General features: G+C 41.1%; 17 protein-coding genes. 14 read left to right on the top strand and 3 right to left on the bottom strand.

Annotated elements, in window-relative coordinates; translation table 11 throughout:
* The first annotated feature begins 285 nt into the window (after positions 1-285).
* The 10 genes from RAO94_12265 to RAO94_12310 all read left to right on the top strand — a co-directional run bounded on the left by RAO94_12265 (position 286) and on the right by RAO94_12310 (position 12,455).
* On the top strand, positions 286-2,379 hold the full coding sequence (locus tag RAO94_12265) for a methylmalonyl-CoA mutase family protein (protein ID MDP8323114.1): 2,094 nt from the start codon (positions 286-288) through the stop codon (positions 2,377-2,379).
* Positions 2,379-4,550: a methylmalonyl-CoA mutase gene (gene scpA, locus RAO94_12270; protein ID MDP8323115.1), complete on the top strand. Its 2,172-nt coding sequence runs from the start codon at positions 2,379-2,381 to the stop codon at positions 4,548-4,550. Before RAO94_12265 ends, scpA begins: the two co-directional genes overlap by 1 nt.
* A gap of 135 nt (positions 4,551-4,685) precedes the next feature.
* Complete coding sequence (gene meaB / locus RAO94_12275; protein MDP8323116.1) at positions 4,686-5,804, top strand: methylmalonyl Co-A mutase-associated GTPase MeaB; 1,119 nt, start codon at positions 4,686-4,688, stop codon at positions 5,802-5,804.
* Positions 5,805-6,019: 215 nt separating this feature from the next.
* The gene (locus RAO94_12280) at positions 6,020-6,538 is read left to right on the top strand and encodes a 4Fe-4S binding protein (GenBank protein MDP8323117.1); all 519 of its coding nucleotides are present in this window, start codon (positions 6,020-6,022) and stop codon (positions 6,536-6,538) included.
* A gap of 2 nt (positions 6,539-6,540) precedes the next feature.
* On the top strand, positions 6,541-7,338 hold the full coding sequence (locus RAO94_12285) for a 4Fe-4S binding protein (protein ID MDP8323118.1): 798 nt from the start codon (positions 6,541-6,543) through the stop codon (positions 7,336-7,338).
* Positions 7,335-9,812, top strand: coding sequence for a hypothetical protein (locus RAO94_12290; protein ID MDP8323119.1), 2,478 nt, complete (start codon positions 7,335-7,337; stop codon positions 9,810-9,812). The genes RAO94_12285 and RAO94_12290 overlap by 4 nt, the downstream gene beginning before the upstream one ends.
* A 13-nt stretch (positions 9,813-9,825) precedes the next feature.
* On the top strand, positions 9,826-10,056 hold the full coding sequence (locus RAO94_12295) for a 4Fe-4S binding protein (GenBank protein MDP8323120.1): 231 nt from the start codon (positions 9,826-9,828) through the stop codon (positions 10,054-10,056).
* 4 nt (positions 10,057-10,060) lie between these two features.
* Positions 10,061-10,309: a 4Fe-4S binding protein gene (locus RAO94_12300; protein ID MDP8323121.1), complete on the top strand. Its 249-nt coding sequence runs from the start codon at positions 10,061-10,063 to the stop codon at positions 10,307-10,309.
* A gap of 8 nt (positions 10,310-10,317) precedes the next feature.
* Positions 10,318-11,469, top strand: coding sequence for a hypothetical protein (locus RAO94_12305; GenBank protein ID MDP8323122.1), 1,152 nt, complete (start codon positions 10,318-10,320; stop codon positions 11,467-11,469).
* Positions 11,470-11,477: 8 nt separating this feature from the next.
* Positions 11,478-12,455 carry a sulfite exporter TauE/SafE family protein gene (locus RAO94_12310; protein MDP8323123.1) on the top strand — a complete coding sequence of 326 codons (978 nt, stop codon included), beginning with the start codon at positions 11,478-11,480 and terminating at the stop codon, positions 12,453-12,455.
* Between the two features lie 298 nt (positions 12,456-12,753).
* Here RAO94_12310 and RAO94_12315 read toward each other — a convergent pair whose 3' ends face one another.
* Entirely contained in the window at positions 12,754-13,104 is a 351-nt protein-coding gene (locus RAO94_12315; GenBank protein ID MDP8323124.1) for a DUF1801 domain-containing protein, read from the bottom strand.
* A gap of 76 nt (positions 13,105-13,180) precedes the next feature.
* On the opposite strand from RAO94_12315, the gene RAO94_12320 reads away from it, so the two are divergent.
* From RAO94_12320 to RAO94_12335, 4 genes are all read left to right on the top strand, one after another.
* Entirely contained in the window at positions 13,181-14,167 is a 987-nt protein-coding gene (locus RAO94_12320; protein ID MDP8323125.1) for a hypothetical protein, read from the top strand.
* A 10-nt stretch (positions 14,168-14,177) separates the two neighbouring features.
* Positions 14,178-15,140, top strand: a complete 963-nt coding sequence (locus RAO94_12325; protein MDP8323126.1) for a glycoside hydrolase family 130 protein — start codon at positions 14,178-14,180, stop codon at positions 15,138-15,140.
* A gap of 159 nt (positions 15,141-15,299) precedes the next feature.
* On the top strand, positions 15,300-15,902 hold the full coding sequence (locus RAO94_12330) for a hypothetical protein (GenBank protein ID MDP8323127.1): 603 nt from the start codon (positions 15,300-15,302) through the stop codon (positions 15,900-15,902).
* On the top strand, positions 15,889-16,203 hold the full coding sequence (locus RAO94_12335; protein ID MDP8323128.1) for a transcriptional regulator: 315 nt from the start codon (positions 15,889-15,891) through the stop codon (positions 16,201-16,203). The genes RAO94_12330 and RAO94_12335 overlap by 14 nt, the downstream gene beginning before the upstream one ends.
* Before the next feature lie 215 nt (positions 16,204-16,418).
* On the opposite strand, the gene RAO94_12340 is transcribed toward RAO94_12335, so the two are convergent.
* Both RAO94_12340 and RAO94_12345 read right to left on the bottom strand, forming a co-directional pair.
* Positions 16,419-17,615 (bottom strand): T9SS type A sorting domain-containing protein, encoded by a 1,197-nt coding sequence (locus tag RAO94_12340; protein ID MDP8323129.1) that lies wholly within the window; start codon positions 17,613-17,615, stop codon positions 16,419-16,421.
* 17 nt (positions 17,616-17,632) lie between these two features.
* Positions 17,633-23,095, bottom strand: a complete 5,463-nt coding sequence (locus RAO94_12345; protein ID MDP8323130.1) for a tandem-95 repeat protein — start codon at positions 23,093-23,095, stop codon at positions 17,633-17,635.
* Positions 23,096-23,130 lie beyond the last annotated feature (35 nt).

Genomic DNA, 23,130 nt, shown 5'->3' on the forward strand with positions numbered 1-23,130 from the left:
TATTTCTATTCTCTGTCGGATCCCAGAAGTCTTGTCCGGAGTACCGTTCAGAACTCCTGAATCCTTACATTGCATCACATTTCATTTTTCTGTGTATTCCGTGCCTTCCGTGGTTAAAATATTCTTACATTTCATTACTCTGTGTTCTCTTTGACCTTTGTGTTAAAGACTCTTACATTACATTATCCGAATTAATCCGGTGCATTAGAGGGGGATTTCACTTGACGGTAAATGGGGGTGGTTAAACAAGGTAGCGAAAAATAATAAATATCTCTGGAGGACTGGATGGAACAAGAGGAAAAGCAGAGGATAAAAGGTCTGCTGAGTGAATTTTCTGGCACCAGTGATGCAGCGTGGCTGGCAGCAGCAGAAAAGCTGCTGAAGGGTAAACCTTTTGATAAGGTGCTGCGCACATCTACTTATGAGGGACTTACGCTTGAGCCTCAATATCGTCGTGAGGTGTGGGACAAGGTTTCTCATATTGATGAATTGCCCGGTGAAGGCAGCAATGTTCGCGGAACACAAGCCGAAGGTTATCTGCATTCAGCATGGAAAATCGCCCAGGAGATCAGGCTTCCTTTGGCAGAAGATTTTAATGCAGCCTTATTAGTTAGTCTCAAGCGGGGACAGGATGCAGTGAACCTGGTGATAGATGAAGCTGGCAAGGCAGGCAAAGATCCTGATGAAGCTAAATCTGGAACAGTGGGCAAAAATGGTACATCCATTTCCTGTCTAAGCGATCTGGAAAAGGCACTTGCTGATGTAGAGCTTGATTACGTAGATGTGTATACTCAAGCGGGGAATTCCGGACTGGAATATGCTATGCTGCTGGCTGCATATTGTGAAAAACACGGTATAGACGCTGCCAGACTTCAAGGCTGCGTGGGTGCTGATCCTCTGGGTCAACTTGCTGAGCTGGGCAGCATAAGCTGTTCTCTCACAGAAGCCTACGGCAAGATGACAGGGCTAATCATCTGGGCAAAAGAAACTGAAGCCCACTTAAGAACAATTGAGATAAATACTATAGTTTATCATAATGCAGGAGCAAGTGCTGTGGAAGAGCTGGCATTTGCCCTGGCAACCGGGGCAGAATACATTAGAAATCTGAATAAATTTGGACTTGAGATAGATGAGATAGCACCGCGCATCCAGTTCAGTTTGGCACTGGGCGGAAATCTTTTTATGGAAATAGCAAAGCTGAGAGCAGCTCGAATCCTCTGGAGTCAGGTTGTAAAAGGCTTTGGCGGGAATGATGAATCTGCCAGAATGCGAATTCATGGACGCACAGGAATATATAATAAAACTAAGAATGACCCTTATGTGAATATGCTGCGGACGACTACTGAGGCATTTGCCGGCGTGATCGGCGGAGTGGATAGTATACACATTGGCGAATTTGATGAAGTGATCAGGCAATCTGATGAATTCAGTCGTCGCATAGCCCGAAATCAGCAGATCATCTTAAGTGAAGAAAGTCATCTGGGGCATGTGATCGACCCTGCTGGCGGAAGCTGGTATATTGAAGAGCTTACCCAGATGCTGGCAGAAAAAGCCTGGTCAAGTTTTCAAATGCTGGAAGCAGAAGGCTCATTCAGTGAACTCTTATTAAGTGGAAAAGTGAAAGATATAGTAGAGAAAGTGGCGAAAATAAGAAGTGATAATCTTGCCAGCCGTAAAAATGTGCTGGTAGGCATCAATATGTATGCCAATCTTCTGGAAACTCCTCTGGAAGCAAGGAACGTGGATTATCCGGGCATTACCTGCCGGCGCAGCAATGAGATAAAATCACTGCGTAAAGGTGATTTGAAGATCGAGCAGTGCGCTTACAGCATCAAGGATGCCTATCTAAAAGGAGCGACCATTGGAGTGATCACCAAAGGTATGAATCTTAGTGAAAATACCGTTATGGAAGCAATATCACAAACCAGACTGGCAGAACCATTTGAGAATTTACGCCTGAAGATGGCTGCTCATATTGCTAAGACAGGCAAAGCAGCACGAGTATTTCTGGCGAATATTGGTGGCGTGGGACAATATAAAGCCCGGGCAGAATTTTCACGGGGATTTATGGAAGTAGGTGGATTTGAAGTTATTGATCAGGGGGGCTTTGCTACTGGGGTGGAAGCTGGAAAAGCAGCAATTGCCTCAAAAGCAGAAATCGTGGTTATCTGCTCTACTGATGCTATCTATCCTGAGATAGTACCTAAAATCTGTCTTATAGTGAAAACAGCTAAGCCTGATGCAATGCTGATCCTGGCGGGATACCCTAAAGATATGATTGAAACCTATGAAATAGCCGGAATAGATAAATTCATTCATGTGAGAGCAAATGCTCTGGAAGTATTGAATGCAGCCCAGAATATGGCAGGAGTGAAATAATGAAAAATCCTGATTTCAGTAAAATAAATTTAGAAAAGCTTGCAGTTAAAGGTGATTTGAGTAGCTGGCAGAAAGTAGTAGAACAAAAAACAGGCAGAAAACTTGATGAAATGCTGTGGGAAACCAATGAGAAGTATCAGGTGAAACCACTTTATACCAGAGAAGACACCAAAGAATTTGAGCATCTGGATTTTGCTGCCGGTGTTCCGCCATTTTTGCGCGGTCCCTATGCCACCATGTATTGCATGCGTCCCTGGACTGTGCGCCAATACGCAGGCTTCAGCACAGCAGAAGAGAGTAATGCCTTTTATCGGCGTAATCTGGCTGCTGGTCAAAAGGGACTATCTGTAGCCTTTGATCTGCCTACGCATCGCGGATATGACAGTGATCATGAGCGAGTAGTAGGAGATGTGGGCAAAGCAGGAGTGGCGATAGATTCCATCTTGGATATGAAGATACTCTTTGATCAGATACCTCTGGGTGATATATCGGTATCTATGACTATGAATGGGGCGGTATTGCCGATCATGGCGTTTTATATAGTCACAGCGGAAGAACAAGGGGTGAGATGGGAAGAGCTGGCAGGAACAATCCAGAATGATATTTTGAAAGAATATATGGTCCGTAATACTTATATCTATCCGCCAACGCAATCTATGCGCATTATCAGTGATATTTTTGCCTTCACCAGCAAATATATGCCCAAATTCAACAGTATCTCAGTATCCGGCTACCACATGCAGGAAGCTGGGGCAACTGCTGATCTGGAAATGGCATATACCCTGGCAGACGGCTGGCAATATTTGCGTTGCGGAATAGAAGCAGGATTGGATATTGATGCTTTTGCCCCGCGGGTTTCATTCTTCTGGGCAGAAGGCATGAACTACTTTATGGAAGTTGCCAAGCTGAGAGCAGCCCGAGTGCTGTGGGCAAAGATAGTGAATAAATATAATCCAAAGAATCCGAAATCAATGTCACTGCGGACGCACTCGCAAACCTCCGGTTGGTCACTTACGGAGCAGGATCCATATAACAATGTGGCAAGAACCTGCGTGGAAGCATTGGCAGCGACTATGGGTCACACACAAAGCCTGCATACGAATTCTCTGGATGAAGCAATTGCTCTGCCTACAGATTTCAGTGCCCGAATTGCCCGTAATACCCAGTTATTCCTGCAGCATGAAACAGGGATCTGTGATGTGATCGATCCCTGGGGTGGCTCATACTACGTGGAAACACTCACAGACTATCTCATCCAGAAGGGCTGGGAACACATCATGGAAGTGGAAGAACTGGGTGGCATGGCTAAGGCTATCGAAACCGGAATTCCCAAGATGAGAATAGAAGAAGCCGCAGCTCGCAGACAGGCTCATATAGATTCCGGTAAGGAAATTATCGTGGGCGTTAATAAATATAGGCTGGACAAAGAAGCAGCGATGGATATTCTGGAAGTTGATAATACAGCAGTGCGAATCTCGCAATTGGAAAGACTGGCAAAATTGAAAGCAGAGCGCGATGATAAGTCAGTGGATGCAGCCTTGAAAGCAATCACTAAAGCTACTGAAAGCGGAGAAGGTAACCTGCTGGAACTGGCAGTGATAGCAGCAAGAGCACGGGCAACCTTAGGTGAGATATCTGATGCCATAGAAAAAATATATGGGAGGCATAAAGCAGTGATAAGATCTATTAGTGGAGTTTATAGCAGCGAATATGCCGAGCAAGACGAAGTGCAGGCAGTACGTGATCTGGCAGATAAATTTGAAGAGCTGGAAGGACGCCGTCCCCGCATTATGATCGCTAAGATGGGTCAGGATGGACATGACCGGGGAGCAAAAGTGGTGGCTACTGCTTATGCAGATATGGGATTTGATGTGGATATTGGCCCCTTATTCCAGACTCCGGAAGAAACTGCCCGTCAGGCAGTGGAAAATGATGTGCATGTGGTAGGTATGAGCTCGCTGGCTGCTGGTCATAAGGTTCTCTTACCTCAACTTGTGGAAGAATTAAAAAAGCTGGGTAGAGAAGATATTATGATAGTAGTGGGCGGAGTGATCCCGGCACAGGATTATGATTTCTTATATGAGCACGGAGCGGCGGCGATTTTTGGTCCGGGCACAGTACTCCCAGTGGCAGCCAAAAAGATATTAGATGAGTTGATTCGTGAGACATAAGACGAATTAAGCGGAGTATTGAGTTAAGATACTGTACTCAGTAGATTGACTTAAGACTGCGGGGGTATAAAATTGCCGTTCTTAAGTCAATTCGATGAGTACATCGCCTTAACTCAATAACTTAGTGGGGAAATAATGAGCAATAAGAATAAACCTGAATGGGCACCGGAAAATGCCGGGAAAGAATTTGCCACTAAAGTCGTGAAGGGCAAAGAAAGCCAGCATGATGGGATGCCGGGAAAGAAGTCTGACATAAACAGAAAAACACCGGCAAAACGTAAACTGGGCATAGAAGATTACGTAAATGGTGTTCTGGAGCAGGACCGGACTATTTTAGCTCAGACAATCACCCTGATAGAAAGCAATTCAGAAAAACATTTTGAGATGGGTCAGGAAGTGCTGCGTCAGCTTCTCCCCTACACAGGCAATTCTCTGCGGATTGGCATCACAGGCGTACCCGGAGCAGGAAAGAGCAGCTTTATCGAAGCCCTCGGGTGTCAGCTAATGAAAGAAGACCTGCAACTGGCTGTTCTGGCAGTTGATCCGTCATCATCCTTATCCAAAGGAAGTGTACTTGGTGATAAAACAAGGATGGAAATGCTTTCCAGGCACCAGAACTGCTTTATTCGTCCTTCTCCCTCAGGTGGAAAATTAGGTGGAGTAACCAGGAAAACGCGTGAAACGACCTTGATCTGTGAAGCTGCCGGATTTGATATAATTTTTATTGAGACTGTGGGTGTGGGACAAAATGAGATAACTGTGCGCAGTATGGTTGATTTCTTTCTGCTGCTTAAAATCTCTGGTGCCGGGGATGAACTGCAGGGGATCAAGAAAGGTGTGATCGAACTTGCAGATGCTATCCTGATCAATAAAGCGGATGGTGATAATATCAAAAGAGCTGAAATCGCTAAGCGTGATTTTGCCAATGCCCTGCACTATCTGAAATCACCTACTAAAGGCTGGACTCCTGAAACGCTCACCTGCTCTGCACTAACTGGTGAAGGTATCTATCCGGTCTGGGAAATGATCAAACGATTTGAAGAAGAAGTACGAAAATCAGGAGTATTTGAGCAGAGACGTAATCAGCAGAATCTGGGCTGGGTTCACGATCTGGTGAGTGAACGTCTTTTGAATAGATTCTATACAGATCCTAAAATAAAAGCTATGATCCCGCAACTGGAAAAAGATGTGATAGAAGGTAAAATACCGCCTACGCAGGCAGCCTGGAGCCTTTTAAAACATTTAGACACATAATTTCTCAGTTCAATTACCTGTCAAAACTGTTACAAATAAGTGACATGCGGTTAATATTGTTAACAGTTTTGTAATCATTACAATTATGAAGATTTTACTGAACCCCTATAACTCAGTTAGATTGCAGTCTTTAGGTAAAAAATAAAAAATAAATTTTGTGTGGACTTATTATTGCTTATTTAAAAACTTGCGTATTAATATGGAGGTCTTGGATTATGTATAAATATTTTATGATAATATTACTGGCAGTAATAATTTTATTCTCTACCTTATATGCTGAAGAAGCTGCAGTTGAGGTGCTTGAATATGAAGGTAGCCTGATGCAGGTAAGTGGTATCTGGTTTTTGAATACCGGAAGTAATATGTTTGGCTTAGAACTTGGCACCCTTTCTAACACAGATGGTGTAGCCCTTGAACTGGCAGCAGGAGATACAATCAAAGTTAAAGGCAATATGCAGGATGCCGTATTGCAGGTGATAGAGCTCATTAAATCCGATATTACTTATCTTCCCGCACTGGAAGATGAAGAGCAATCATCCACTTCAGGTTATCAGGTTAATGCCTCACGTTGTATAAGCTGCCGTTTGTGCGTGAAAAGCTGCCCTGTGGGTGCTATCAGTATGCAAAAAGGCAAAGCAGTTATTAATGTGAATAAATGTATCCAGTGCGGTATTTGCGCTAATGGTAATGGACAGGGCTGGAAAGGCTGTCCAGTTGGAGCCATTGAAAATTAATAATGCTTAAATTAGATAAGATCCGCAGAAATATCCAATTATTTTTCCTGGCAGTATCGATTGCCCTGTTTGCACTCCTGATTTCCGGTATATTGCAAATAGCTCACGCTTATTGTCCCCAATCGGCTGTCTGTTTTGGCTGCCTTAATCTGGGTCAATCACTTGGGAACTGGATGTTTCCGGCGGCGCTTATCAGTGGATTGGCAATTTTGCTGCTGACCATGTTTATTGGCAGAAGATTTTGCGGCTATGCCTGCCCTTTTGGTACTATCCAAGAGCTGATCTTCAGTTTGAATAAAAAATCCGGTAAACGCGATTACAAAAGCGCTCTACCCCAATCTGTGCATAATTACTTGAAATGGCTTAAATACCTGATCCTGCTGGCAACAGCAATTCTTGCCTGGCTGGGACTCAGCTATATCTATATGAAGTTCTGTCCAGTTGTGAGTATTGCCCATATCCAGAACGTCAGAATCGCTGGAGTACTCAGTTTAGGTGTGATCACCATTGCTGGCTTTTTTATTGAACGCTTCTGGTGCAATTACCTCTGCCCTTATGCTGCACTTTTAAATATCACCCAATGGATAGGCAAAATATTACATCTTCCCCGAAATAAGGTCTGGTGGAGTAAAGATTGCTGTGTGGACTGCATGCTCTGCGATGATTATTGTCCCATGCGGATAAAAGTTCAAAAAAGCGAAAAAGTAAACGATGTAGAATGTATATACTGCCATCGCTGCGAATTATGCTGTCCGGTTTTAACCAAACAAAAAAGAGAATTACAAGGAAAGAAAATATGAAAACCAGAATAGTTGAAATACTATTTGCCCTGATCATATTAATTGCCCTATTTAGCTGCTCTGATGATGTAACGAAAGCAGATGATCTTGATAAAACACCTCGAGTCGAGTTTTCTCAATGCACTGCCTGCTATGAATGTATTGATGATTTTCAATGTCCCCAGGATGCTTTTATCATTGATGAAGCCTCAGGAAAAGTGTTTATAGACCAGAACAGGTGCATTAGCTGTTATGATTGCCTCAATGATTTCGAATGCCAGTATGATGCCATCACGCGACTCCCCGATCTCATTGCTCCCGCAACTCCACAAAATATCACTGTCCTCTCTGATAGTATTGGCATGATAGAGATCAGTTTTTTTGCACCAGGAGATGATTCACTTACCGGTATCGCCTATCTTTATGATCTGGAAATAAATGACCTGACAGGTAATGCCTTAGCTACTGATTTCACGCCTCCACTACCTCAATATAGTGGTGCTATGGAAATCTGGCAAATCAGCAATATGCCTGAAAATGATACTTTGATAGTTAGCATAGCAGCCTTTGATGAAGTGGGACACACCTCCCAGCCTGCTGAAGCTCAAATTACCGTTAAAGGTGAATATTTTGATCTGATCAGTCCTGACCCTGTTACTGATCTCACCACGATCAGCACAGAATATACGATAACTCTGCAATGGACAGCACCTGCTGATCCAGACCCTCGCGCAAATGTTGTCGCTTATGCAATTAGATCTTCGGCAGAAGAAATTACTGATACTAATTGGGATAATGCCCAGGATATAGTATATGAAGCTGCACCGCAGGCACCAGGATCTTGGGAAGAACTACTTCTGGAATTCACTGAGCCAAGTGGATTATTATATTTTGCCATTAGATCACTTGATGCTGCCGGAAATATCAGCCAGCTTTCTAATAATGCCTCAGCAGAAGCTACTACGGATATTACTGCTCCTGCTGATATTACTGATCTGATAGCAGGAACTCCGGGCAATACCACTATACCACTCTCCTGGACGGCTACGGGTGATAATGGCTCAGACGGCACAGCAACTGCTTATGAAATCCGCTATGCAGATAGCGAGATCACTGCCACTACCTGGATAGATGCTATTGAGTATATCCAGAATATCACACCTCAACCTGCAGGAGCCACAGAGAACATCACTATCAGCGGTTTAACACCTGAAACGGAGTATTTCTTTGCCCTAAAAGCTTATGATGAAATAAATAATATTTCTAATATTTCCAATTCAGCTTCTGCCATAACGGAAGCTATACCTGATATGGAAGCACCCGCTCCAGTTACTGATCTGGCAACTCAGATCAATGATCCTGAGATCATCCTTAGCTGGACAGCTACCGGGGATGACGGCAATACGGGAACTGCCTCAGAATACAGTTTATATTACGCACAGCAGGAACTCACTGAAACTGATCTGGAAACCGCTGATCAAATAGAAGATCTGCCTTTCCCGGCAGCAGCAGGCACCCAGGAATCTATCACTATAGACTTTCTGGAAACAGGTATCACCTGGTATTTTGCTATAACTGCCACCGATGAAGCTGCTAATATTTCCCAGATATCTAATAATGCCACAGCCATAATTCCCCTGGATACCACACCTCCTGCCGCAATTATTGATCTTAGTGCAGAAGTGATCGATGAAACAGTGACTTTATCATGGACGGCTACCGGAGATGATGGCAATAGCGGCACAGCAGTCAGTTATGATCTCAGAAGCTATACTGTGCCTATTAATGAACTAAATTGGCTTAATGCCACATCCATTCCCACTTCTCCCCCAGCTTCTGCAGGAAGTCCTGAATCTATTAATATCACTAATCTGGAAGGGAATATCACTTATTATTTTGCGATAAAAGCAGAAGATGATAATAACAATATCTCTGATATTTCCAATATTTGTGATGCCCTGATCGAAATGGAAATTGATGTTACTCCTCCCGCTGCTATTAGTGATATTTCAGTAGATGATGGGCAAACTTACTATACTAACCGCATAACCATTAATTGGACAGCTCCTGGAGATGATGGCAATACTGGCACTTGTGATCCTACGAAAATACGCTATCGGACATCACCAATCACTCAAAATAACTGGAATTCCTCTAATTCGTTCAATTCTCCACCTGATCCCGGTCCTGCTGGTTCAAATGAAAGTTGTGTTGTAACTGGTCTGTCTTCTGGTACTGTATATTATTTTGCTGTGAGAGCAGTGGATGAAGCAGGCAACATGGGTGATATATCAAACAGTCCGGGTGGAAAAATAGTTTATCAGATAGTTTCCAGCGTGTGTAATGACTGTAGTAATTGCATTTATGACTGCGATCTGAACGCCATAAGTGATGCCGGACCCTATAAGGTGATAAATCCTGATCTATGTGAAGCTTGTGGTGATTGTCTGCCCTGCCCCAGGGGTGCTATTCGACTGTGGGTTGTAGGATATTAATGAGGAGTTTTTAATGAAAAAGAAAATTATTATCGCGGTTGTGTTACTTGCACTTTTACTGGTATTAGCAGCTTCCCGCAAACCGGCAATCTGGAAAGCTGATTGTGTGGGGTGTGGAGACTGTGTAAATATCTGCCCCATAGGTGCCATCACACTTCAAAATGGAAAAGCCGTGATTGATCAAAATAAGTGCATTGATTGTAAGCTCTGCGTAACCGGCTGCAAATATAACGCTATCAGGTAACATCATGAAAAGGAAAATATACCGGATTGTATTAATTATCATTCTCTTTAGCCTCTTGATAGCTGCCTGCAAAATAGCTACTGCCTATTCCTACGTTGTTGATTCTGAAAGCTGCCTTGCCTGCGGCAGGTGCCTGGAAGCATGTCCTCATAATGCCATTGTATATCAAGGCGATAAAGCCTTCATCATTCAAAGCAAATGCCAGCAATGCGGTCAGTGCGTTGCTGTCTGCCCTGAAAAAGCTATTCATTAGGAGAATAAATGAAAAGAATTACACTTTTGATATTTATATGTTTATTCGCTCTCCTGAATGCTGATGGTCAGTTAACTTTATCCCTTGGCTCTGATTCAGAAGATGGCATAGTCAGCAGGCTTTATTCTTATATCACAGCAGATGCCGGTAACTGGTCTTTCTATAATTCTACCCAGATAAAATACTCTGAAGTTCAGGATAATATTGCTACTTACTACCAGGAAAGCATTGCCAGAAATATTCTTCATGCGTGGCAGATAAAGGAAAACTGGGCTCTTGATCTCTATTTAGGTCTGGGCATTTCACCCCAGGATGATCACCTCACTGAGATTTCTGGAATTAATGGTCTATATCAATATGACAATTCCCTTAGTTTGGGTGGTAACTATAATTATGATAATCGCAAACTGTATTTTGACTTGAAAGCTGACTATATCTCCACTGCCTACGATAAACATAGCGGCAGAGAACAATCAAGTAAATCCATTCGGGAAAATGATCTGCTCTGGGAAATAGCTGCTGGTCACTGGCTTTCGCAGGATCTGCTGCTTACCGCTAACTGGGATACTTTCAATGATCTTAATGAAAATGAGAGTTTTAATTATTCCAGCTATTACCTGCAGGGTGAATATGAACACCGTTTGAATTATATCCATTTCCTCACTCAGGATGTGCAAATAGGATATTCTGATCTGGATGACGAACTCACTAATTATATTCGCACATACACCCGCCTCAGCAGTAAATTTGCTCAGGACTGGACTCTGCTGAATATCTTGAACTGGCAAGGCTGGCTTGATGATGAAATGTCTGAGATTTATTTGGGAAACTCCTGGTATGAAACCAATATCAGGCGAAATTTCAGCGTTTCAGAAAATAATCAGCTTTCCTTTGCTCAATTAGGTGCTCTCTACGAATTTGATTCTGAGGTTATGGCATTCAATTATGCTGCTCAATATTATCTAAATAACTTCAAGCTCTATTCAAATGGCAGATATTTCCTCGGTGATGACCGCTGGCTGGATTATGAATTAAACGCTGGCTCCGGCTGGGAATTTATCGCTCATCGTTTCAATATTGGCTACCAGTTTGGCATTACGCAGGATTTTGACGGCACACAATCCTCCCTGCATCAAATAGTACTCGAATACTATTTTTAGGAATTTATATGATCAAAGCACTACTGGAAGGATTCTTCCTGGGCATTTCAACTGGCTCACTCTGCCTGATGACCTGCACTCCCATCTATCTGCCCTATATCATGACCTCTGACCGCAAACTGAGCAAGAGCCTGCTGGCTATTGGTGAGATCTCCGCTGGTAGATTTATATCATACCTCACATTCGGTGCTCTCGCTGGAATGGCAGGAGCAAATATTTCTGGTATTGACCGTAATTTTTATGGAGCAATTGCTAATATCCTGCTTTCCATCTATTTAGTGCTTACAGTTATCCGCTCAGATCGCTCAGAAAAAAAATGTCATGTCCCAAGAGTTGCTGCTATTACCAGAAGTGGGCTTTTGCTAGGTATCCTCACTGGTATCAATTTCTGTCCGGCATTTCTGATAGCTCTCTCTGAAGCAGTAAATTTAGGCGGCATAATATCCGGTATTCTTTTATTTATGGGCTTCTTTTTTGGCACCACTCTATATCTGGTTCCTCTTGCCTTTGCCAGCCTGCTCACTCAGATCAAAAAAATGAAATACATTGCCCGTATCCTCTCCCTCATCGTTGCTGCCTGGTTTATCTATAAAGGCGTAAGTGGTTTGATCCAACATTTTGATCAGCCCAATCCAGAAGATGTCCGTATTGTAGATGTATTTCACCCTACCTCAAAACTTGCTGTGATCTCTGCCGGAGAGAATCTCCCCTACTTCATCGCTCTCAGAGATTCTCTGGCTTTCAGAAAACAGGGTGACATTGAGCTTTGGATGTGGGGTAAAACCATTCCAGATTCCATTCTCTCAGGACAATATATCTTTTTTACTGATAACACAATTGATCTTGATAAAACTTATGATGACAGGGATAAATTATTAATCCAGCCGGGATACGATATTTCCTCCATGCTTTCCTGGCTCCAGAAATTCACCTTCCAGATATCCGAACCCTTGGACTGGGAATTTGCTCCTCATGACCACGAATAAATAATTAACGGTCAAGTTATAGGTTACTACTATTCTGTTCTTAGTACTGATTATATTTCACAGGGACTCTAAGTTTATCGTGTTTTATTTAGATATTACATCAATATATTGCCGAAATTAAATATCCTATTAATTGTAATCACACAAATTGATAATTAGTCAATTGCTGTATGATTGAATTCTATTTTTTTTGTTAAATGACGCACATTTTACTGGTAATTCATCCTTTGGGGAAACATTAGTTCCCCTTTCCAGCAAATATTGCTTAAAGGATGCTATCAGTTTCTAAATTTGTTAATTACTTCCTCTTACCAGCCTGTTGGATTATATCTCTCAGCATAGGTTCAGGCAGTTGTTTGAGTTTTTTGAACCGTAAACAACCCTTTCCCAAATTTAATGATTTCAATTCTTTGGGATATTTCTTGGTCCAATCCATTGTCCAAAGATATATTGAATAGTAATACTTTTGTACTGCCAGCGCAATTATATCTTCACCTCTGATTCTAAAAACGGGCATACCCCAATGCATTACCATTTCTGCTTGAGGTAATTCTTCCTTGATGGTATCCACCAGATAATTGATCACTTCCACTTCATCTTCTGACAACTGCTTCAGGAAATGATCATAAGTTTTTGCTTTGTTGCTCATTTCAACTCCTTATACTTGACATTTTATCTACTCTTCAATAATTTACCTAAAGAGTATATGAATAAGATAGTAAAAAATGAAAGAAAAAAAAATAAAATATTTCAGCTTTTGGATAAATCTCCAGAATAAATCTAAAACTGAATTGCAAGACATTTTTACCCAATTTGAGAAATATGCTATTGATGAGGTTTTGGCTATCGGTTCTTATAGTAAGACTGTTCTTGTCGCTTCTATCGCCCAAGAGAAAAATATTTTTTTTCAAACATGGAAAATGATGTTGATTAATAATGATGAGCAAATTTTAAGAGAACATAAAGACTGGTTTGCTATTAGTAGAAATGGTGAAAGTTCCGCTGAATTTCCTCCTTATGTAAATTATTATCGCTGGCTCTGCCCAAACCATCCACAGGTGCTTCCATACCTGAAGACCATAGTTGCCCAATTCTGCCAGATCCCGGAATTGAAAGCCTTTCATCTTGATTATATTCGTTTTGCGGATGTTATCCTGCCTCCTAAATGCCAGAGGCAATATAACTTGTCTCAATCTACAGAAGAGGCTCAGTATGATTTCTGCTATTGCCCAAACTGCACTACAAGTTTTCAAAATATCTATGGCTATGATATCCGTTCAATAAAAGATCCTGCCCTAGATGATAATTGGCGGATATTTCGCTGGCAAAGTATATCTTCCCTTGTTAATGAACTTACTGATCTGGTTCATTCCTATGATAAAAAGATATCTGCTGCTGTGTTCCCTACTCCTGATATTGCCCGAAATCTTGTGCGCCAGGATTGGACTTCTTGGAATATTGATGCCTTCTATCCCATGATGTATAATGTTTTTTATGACCAGGATATTATCTGGCTTGCTCAGGCGGTCAAAGAATGCCGTCAGAAAACGGACAAGCCCATTCATGCCGGCATTTTCTTGCCTTCATTATCTCCCACCCAGCTTTATAAAGCTATTGAACTGCTTCTAAAACTTGACATTAACGGCATCAGTTTCTTTAGTTTTCACGCTGCTGACAGCGAAAAACTACGAGTTATAAAATCTTTTAAATAAAGGAGATATTATGCTGGATAGATATCCTGCTAATCCCATTATCACTCCTGAAATGATACCTGATATCCCACCTCAGATCATTGATGCCACCTCCGTTTTCAATTCCGGAGCTATTAAAATTGATGATAAATATATACTTCTCTTACGGGTACAGAATCGCGGAAGACAAACCTTCCTGCTCTACGCAGACAGCGAAGATGGGATTCATTTCAATATCAGACCGGAAATCATACATTGGCAGGGTCTGGAAAAACTGCATAAGCAACCCTACCATATTTATGATCCGCGTATTCACCTGATAAATGATAGATACTTCATCATGTTTGCCATGGATTTTGATCATGGTTGCGAACTTGGTCTTGGAGTTACAGATGATTTTATTGATTATAAATTTCTGGGAATTGTCTCTAATGGCGATTATCGGAATGGAGTCCTTTTCCCTCATAAAATCAAGGGTGAATACCTCAGATATGACAGACCTAATCGCAATAATCTCAATAAAACTGCTGCCACGGGCAGTGAAATCTGGCTGAGTCGCTCTCCGGATCTGCTCCATTGGCAGCCGGTTGCTCCTGTTATGGTCGGCAGACCTCACTATTGGGATGAAATGATCGGAGCTGGACCTCCACCCATAAAAACCAGACAAGGATGGCTGCAAATTTATCATGGGATTGCTGTTCACCTCGCTTCAATATATATCTATCAAACCGGTGTATTTCTCGCTGATTTAGATAATCCTGCCCAGGTCATCTCACGCTGCACCTGCAACATAATGGAACCACGTACACTCTACGAACTTACCGGACAGGTGCCAAATGTCTGCTTCCCCTGCGGAATTATTGTCGAAGAATATGATCCTGAAGGTTTTGCTCTTCTAGAATCTGAAGTGAAAATCTATTATGGTGCCGCCGATACAGTCCTCGCCCTTGCCACCACCACCATCCAGGAGTTAATAGACGCTTCTAAAAATTAGATTTTGAATCCTTCCTGAGTTATGATATACTTATCCTAAACCGTAATCAATAGCACTATATCTAATAAATTCATTATCACAATCGATACCTCAATAAATATATTGACACAAACAAGATGCTATTGAAAACTGGTTTGTAGTATAAACCAAGGAGTTAAAATGGAAGATAGTAAAATGTTCGCCAGGCAAACCATAAAAAGATATTATGGTGAAAGCGGTGTGATCGATTTAATAATTGGGATAATCTCCGTTCTATTTAGCTTAGGAAATTATTTTGAGCTAACCTATACAGTACCTATCCTGATTGTGATCATGTATGGGTTGAGCAAATATCTCAGAAAAGTAATAGTTCAGCCCCGTTTTGGATTTGCGGAATTCAGTATCCTTAAATCCAATAAAAGAAAACGAAATAAGAGAATTTTCATCCTGATAATATCTTTCTTAATATTTTCTTTGTATTACATTTTATCACGTTCAGACATGATTGCTGACAAAGAAAACACTCCCATGTACTTACTTTGTTTTATTGCCTTAATTACGATCGGATTAGCTGCTTATAGAATCATGGTTTTCCATACTTACCGTCTTTTCATCTATTGTGCTGTCTTGTTAATAATTTTTGTTTTGGGAATAATCGTGAAACTTCCGCATACTCTTTTCTGGGGTGGATTAGCGATGGGTATCCTCGGTATAGCAATTGGTTTGCCAATAATCTTCAGCTTCATCAAACGCTACCCTGTTCTGGATAATGAAGATGAATGAAAATCCTATCCTGGAAATTGATAAATTGATCCATGAGCCGGCTCGTTTGTTGATCATAAGGCACCTCTCACTGCTGGATAGTGGTGATTTTCTCTATCTCCTTGCAGCAACGGGGCTTTCCAAAGGGAACTTATCCACACATTTGCAAAAGCTGGAAAAAGCCGGATATATAGAAATAAAGAAAAGATTTGTCGGTAAAAAACCCCAAACTATCCTCAAACTGACAGAATTAGGAAGAATCAAATATGAAGCTTACCAGGAAACCATGAAAAAACTCTGGCAGAACTCCTCAGATACGTAAATATCCTCTAATCAAGCTGACAATTTGCTTTCTGGTTTACACTTGCCAGTTTTATGGAAACTCCTTAATATCCGGACTGACCACGGCATAACAAAGTAATGTTATGCCGTGGTCAGTCCGGATGCAAAGGTGCTGGGGAATATTTGCTTTGATGATATAGTAAGGTTTTCCTACTTTAACAGAAAATGAAGAAAGGGAATGTTTTATATTTTTGTTTATCGGCTGACTGTAACTTTTCTGATGATATTTTGCGTGGGAGAAGATAGTTTCAGGAAGTATAATCCTGCGGGAAGCTGGGTGATTTTTGCACACACTTTGCCCGATCTGGAGGGTGGCAAACACATCACTTTTCTACCTCGCAGATCATAAATGGCAATACTAATTATTTCTCTTCTTTCGGGCAGCCATTGAATATTTATGATTTCTGAGCAGGGATTAGGTGAGACAGTCAGAAAGTCAGTTATGGTATTCTCGTTAACCGGCTCAATTGTAACCGTTACATCCCATACTGCTTCAACATCATAATAACCATCAGAAACCAGGCAGCGCACCTGATATGTGTTTATCTCAGTAAATGTGTGATTGAAAATGTAATCAGTAGTCGATTGCACAGCATCATTAAGATACCAAGTATAGGTGATGGCAGAATCTATGTCATAAGCCATCACAGCAAAATTGAAGGGATCATTTTGCTCAACCTCAATTGCTCCTGTATCTGGACTGGTATCAGTGATCACGGGCGGGTCATTTACAGCTGTCACGTATATTTCCACACTGTCATGAACGATTAAGTTGCCGTCTGAAAGCCATAAAGTGATAAATTCAAAACCTACCCAGTCCTGAGCTGATGAAAATGTAACTATCAAGCCATCTGCTGAAACGCTGAGATGTTCACTATTTTCGCCAGTGATATACAAGTTGTCATTATCAATATCATAGCAATATTCATTGAAATCATAAGTAGTCGGAATATCTTCCGGAATCACAAAATTCTCTGGCAATTCCATTACTGGATAATGATTAATGGGATTACCGGAATATGCTTCAATTGGCAGAAAATCAGGTGGATAACCAATATCATAACCAGGGTCTGTCATAGTGGTATATTCTACAGAACAGATCGTGTCGATGCTTTGATCCCAGACCTGGAAACTCACCTGCTCGCTTACATTGCCTTGTATATTCATTACACAAAATGTTTCACCATTATCTAACACAATATCTCCTACTCCCCTGCACTCAGCTTCAACAAAAGCTCCCATAATATCTCCGATATTTGCCGGGATATCATCAATAGTCACTCTTGAATATGCTACTGTGGAATTTGTATATACCACAGGCACCCAATCAGGATCTGCCTGACAGAGAAGAGATAAGGTCAATAATAAACTTAGTAACAATAATTTTCTCATCTTGCACTCGATTATCATTATTTCAACAGAAGCATGCGCTTGCTATCTATCCCCGCACCACTTTGCAATTGATAGATATAAACGCCGGAAGCCTGCATTTTACCAGATCCATCGCAACCATTCCAGGTAATTTGTCTCAAACCGGACTGTTCAATCTTCCAGGTTCTCAAACTTTGGCCTTTCAGATTGAATACTTTCAATACTGCCGGCAGATCTTCCGGTTGCACGCAATATTTGATAGTGGTTGCAGGATTAAAGGGATTGGGGTAGTTTCCAGTCAGAGCAGTTACTGCCTGAAGTCCTGATGGATCATTATCAACATGAATGACAGTAATATTCCAGGTTTGATAGCGTTCCTCTTCTTCATCATATGCCATGCACTGAATTTCATATTCTCCTGTTTCAGCAAAAGTTACTGTAAATTCAGCTTCATTGGCCGGCTGCTCTATTTCATTTACATACCAGGTGTATCCCACATCACTATCTACATCTTCTACCACCACACTAAAAGTGATAGTGGTATCAATCACTACTTCCAGCTCAAGTTCTTCTGGCAGCCATTCCACTATCTCAGGAGGATCATTCACCGCTTCCACCATGATATTTACTGTATCTGAAACAGTAAGTCTGCCTGGTTCATCATCCAGTGTGATCACAATTGTTTCCATCCCATTCCAGTTCAAAGGAGCATCAATTGTCATATCAGCACCTTCAAATGCAATAATGATCGAATCATTACCCGTGACAGAGAAGGCAAATTCCTCACCTTCATAAATTAAGAAATAAGGATTGAGATCAAAAGTATCCGGGCTGTCTTCCAGGATATCAAACTGCTCGGGCAAGAAGAGTTCCGGTGGTATATGCACATGGATGACATTGAATCCAATCTCATCAAAGCCAATCAGTCGAATAGCTTCATCATCAGCAAGAATCGTAACAATTTCAAAGCCAGACCAGTCAGGTGTCGGGGTAAAAGTGATAGAATCTGTAGTAACATCCACAGATATATTAGTATTTCCTTCGGCATAAATAGTCAATTCATCCCCATCAGGATCGCTGATATGTTCAGCAATATTGAATGTGATATAGGCATTTTCATAAATTTCGATCTGGTCAGGGAAATCAACAATCGGAGCATCAGGTTGGGGATTGACTATTATCAGCAGGGTATCTGAGCCAGTATCCATACCATCACTGGCATTAAACGTTAATATTTCCTGTCCATTCCAGTTAAGTGCTGGGATCAAAGTAACCATGCTGCCTTCTATTTCAACTTCGATATTTTCTGCTGTTTCACAGGCAAGAGTCCAGGCATCTCCTTCAATATCTGAGATGAACAAACTGAAATCAACTGTGAGATCCGAATCTTCCTGCAATGTGAAACTATATGGTAGATTAACATCTGGGGCATCATTGACCGGGATCACTTCCAATTCCAAAGTGCCAGTAACAATATGACCATTTCCATCATCAACACTATAATCTACAATTTCAGTTCCATTCCAGTTTTCTTCTCCATAGGCAGTTACCATCATGCCGTCAATTTCAATATTGATATGGATATTGCCACTGAAGCCTAAAGTGAGTTCATCACCATCAGGATCAATGATATAACTGCTCATATCTTCTGATACCACTTCATCTTCATCAAAGCTGAATCCGGGAGGTAAATTCACTTCCGGGGCAAAATTTGTGTAAATAGCCAGTGGCAGCAGATTTGGAGGATAGCCAATATCCCCACCGGGATTAGTAATTGTGAAATATTCAACGCTGTATATCTGATCTTCTGAAATATCGTAATAATTGAATTGCACAGCTTCCGGTCCATCACCCTGGATATTCATGGTGAAGATTGATTCCTCATCAGTAATTACTATTTGAGCAACTCCCCTGCATTCATTACCGGCAAAAGCAGCAATTTCATTACCTGCTGAAACCGGCTGATCATCAATTGTCAAGCTGCCGTAGGCTACTGTAGAATTAGTGTAATATACCACATTCCAGGGTCGTGGAAATTCCTGATACTCGGGCAAAATATAACTCCAGAAGCTAAGCTCAATTTCATCCGGAGGATAACCAATATTTCCACCTGGATCAGTGGAAATCTCAAAATCAGTATAATATACAGCCTGGGCAGAATTATCCCATATTCTGAAATTGCAGCTTTCCACATCTTCTCCCTGGATTTCTACTGTAGATATGGTTTCACCTTCATAATTTGTAATATTTCCCACACCTCTGCACTCACCATCAACAAATATTCCTAAAAGGTCTTCTTCTGCTTCAGCAGGTTCGTTATTAATAGTAATAACAAAATATCCGGTTGTGCTGTTCGTATATACAACTGCTTCCCATCCGGGGCCAGCAGAAGAAATAACAGCTATCTCAATTTCATTACCCGGCTCTCCAATTTGTCCCTGAGGATCAGTATTATAAACTGAATAATCCTCAAAGATCGCATTAACAGATGCATCCCAGACTTTGAAATTGAATTCTACAGCAGTATCCTGAAATACTTCTATTTCACAAAATGCGATGTCATCATCAAATTCTATTGTGCCCACTCCAAGGCATTCTCCTGAAGTATCAAAAGCGCCCACCACATCTTCTTCGGATGCTGCCTGTCCATCAATGGTAACAGTGGCATAAACCGTTGTGCAATCTTCATATATATCAACTGGTAACCAGCCGGGACCAGGAACAGAATATGCTGCAATAGGTATCAGGTTATCAGGGGGATAGCCAAGATCTCCACCAGGATTGGTTTGAGCAGTATAGATCACATCATATATTGCTTCACTATCGGCGGAATATATCTTGAAATTCACTGTTTCTACCGCTTCACCCTGGATCAGGAAAGAAGAATATGAATTATTACCATCGATTACTATTTCACCTATACCGCGGCATTCTTCATCTACAAATGCACCCACGAGATCATTTTCTCCAGCGGGAGCATTATCAATTGTCACCTGCGAATATATAACCGTGGAATTAGTGTAGACAATCACATTCCAGCCGGGACCTGAGTATATTGTCACCAGCCATTGTTGATTGAGCTGATATTCTTCATCACTAATTTCTACACTGACAATATATTCACCATTCTGGGTGAAATTGTATTCCATATTATCAGCATTTATACCCTGATCAATATCATTCACATACCAGATATAATTAAGGTCACTATCATTATCATACACATTTACATAAAATTCCAGAGTTGTTTCTCCATAATACAGCAGCTCAGTTTCCTGGGGCAGAAAACCGGACAAACTGGGCATATCATTAACAGCTTCCACCACAATATCCACATCATCGCTGTCAGAAAGCAGTCCATCACTTACGGTAAATGTTATTTCTGCTGAGCCATTCCAATTGCTCAAAGGCTCCAGCTCCACAATTGTTCCTGTGATCACCACAAAAATATAAAATGGTCCGGTATTACTTATCAGGAGATTATCTCCATCAACATCACTGGCATAATCGCTGATATCAAAAGTAAACAATTCATCTTCAAGAAAATTGAAACTGTCTGGAAGATCAAGCACCGGAGCATCATTCACTGGATATATAGTAACCTCTATTTGATCTGAAAGGGTTTCAATACCATCTGAAACTTCGACAGTGATAATACCATCTCCGAAATAATCTGCTGGTGGAATGATATTTACTATTTCCTCTACCTGGTTGAATTCACAATTGAAATTACTGCTGAAACTAACCTGAAGTGAATCTTCATCAGCATCACTAATATAATCAAATACACTGAATCCATATATCTCATCTTCATTGAATATGATCTCGTCTGGTAAATTAAGAACCGGGATATCATTTACCGACTCCACAATTACATTAAGAGTATCAGAATCAAGGGCTCTGCCGGAATTATCATTCACAGTGACTGTAAGCTGTTCTGTGCCATAATAGTTTGTTATACTTTCAAAATCGAGCACTAAGCCCTCAATTCCTACGAGTATCATCTGATTACCTGTAACAGATATGATGAATTCAGAATTATCTATATCGGTGATATATTCAGCACAATCAAAGGAAGTGCTGCTATCTTCAAGAAAGCTGATCTCAGCTGGTAAATCTATTTGAGGCGGGTCATTTACCGGGTTCACATTTACTATCACGCTATCTGATGCTTCAAAACCAGCTACCGTATCGCTGATCATAAAACTGATCTCTTCCATTCCATTCCAGTCTGCAGCAGCAGAAAAGGTCACTTCTAAACCATTGATCCCGATCATTATTTGGTCATTTCCCATGCTGGTTAATTCCAAGTCAAAACTTCCAGTATTAAAAATATAGGCAGAAAAATCTCGTATTAATACAGTGTCTTCTGCAAAACTGATTGTTTCCGGTAATATCAGGTCAGGAATCTCGCTAGGCTCTAATACTTCCACACTGATAATACTCTCGGCACTTAGTTCTCCATCACTTGCGGTGAAAATAATATTCTCGCTGCCTGTCCATCCAGGATCAGCAGAGAATGTAACATTCAGGTTAGTTATTTCCACCACGATATTTTCATTACCATCTGCAGCTAATGAAATTTCATCATTCTCAGGGTCTATGATATATTCAGAAAAATCTTCAGTTATCTGGCTGTAAGAATAGAAACTAAGTTGGTCAGGCAAATCCATTTCCGGTGGATCATTAACTGGATTGACAATTATCTGCACCTGGTCACTGGCAGTAGCTCTGATCTGACCATCATTTACTGTAAACTGCAGCTGCTCTTCTCCCCACCAGTTTTCAGGGGCATCAAGAGCAACATCAAGTCCTGTTATCTGCACGTTGATATAGGAATTACCAGAAACAAGCAGACTCAAATCATTGCCGTCAATATCATCTACATATTGCGAAAAATCAATATTTATCTGACTATCCTCATCAAAACTAAAGCTGTCTGGTAGCTCAATTACTGGAGCATCATTAACGGGTGAAACTATCACCAGCAAAGAATCTATAGCATCTACCTGACTATCATCTGTTACTGTGATCAATAAATATTCCCAGCCATTCCAGTTCTCCTCAGCATTTATGATAATATAACTTCCCGTGATGGAAGTACTGAGATTTGGACTATCCTGGCAGGAGTAATTCAAGGGATCACCATCAGGATCAGAACAATAATTATTTAGATTAATGATCAATTGACCATCTTCAGCAAAATTAACCTCTGGAGGCAAATCAATCGCTGGAGGGTCATTAACTGGAGTTACTATCACAATAAAATTATCAGAATCTGATGCTTCCCCATCACTGGCAGTAAGAGTCAGATTTTCCATCCCGTTCCAATTCTCCTCAGCACTCAAAGTCAATTGCATGCCTTCAATAGACCAGGATGTATGATAGTTATTACTAATAGTTATATCCAGATCATTATTATCCACATCAAAAATATACTCAGTGAGGTCTATGATCAATTGCGTGTCCTCTTCAAAATTAAAATTATCACTGATAAACACTATGGGAACATCATTCACAGATATAATTGTAACCA

The organism is Candidatus Stygibacter australis, assembly GCA_030765845.1.
Lineage (GTDB): Bacteria > Cloacimonadota > Cloacimonadia > Cloacimonadales > TCS61 > Stygibacter > Stygibacter australis.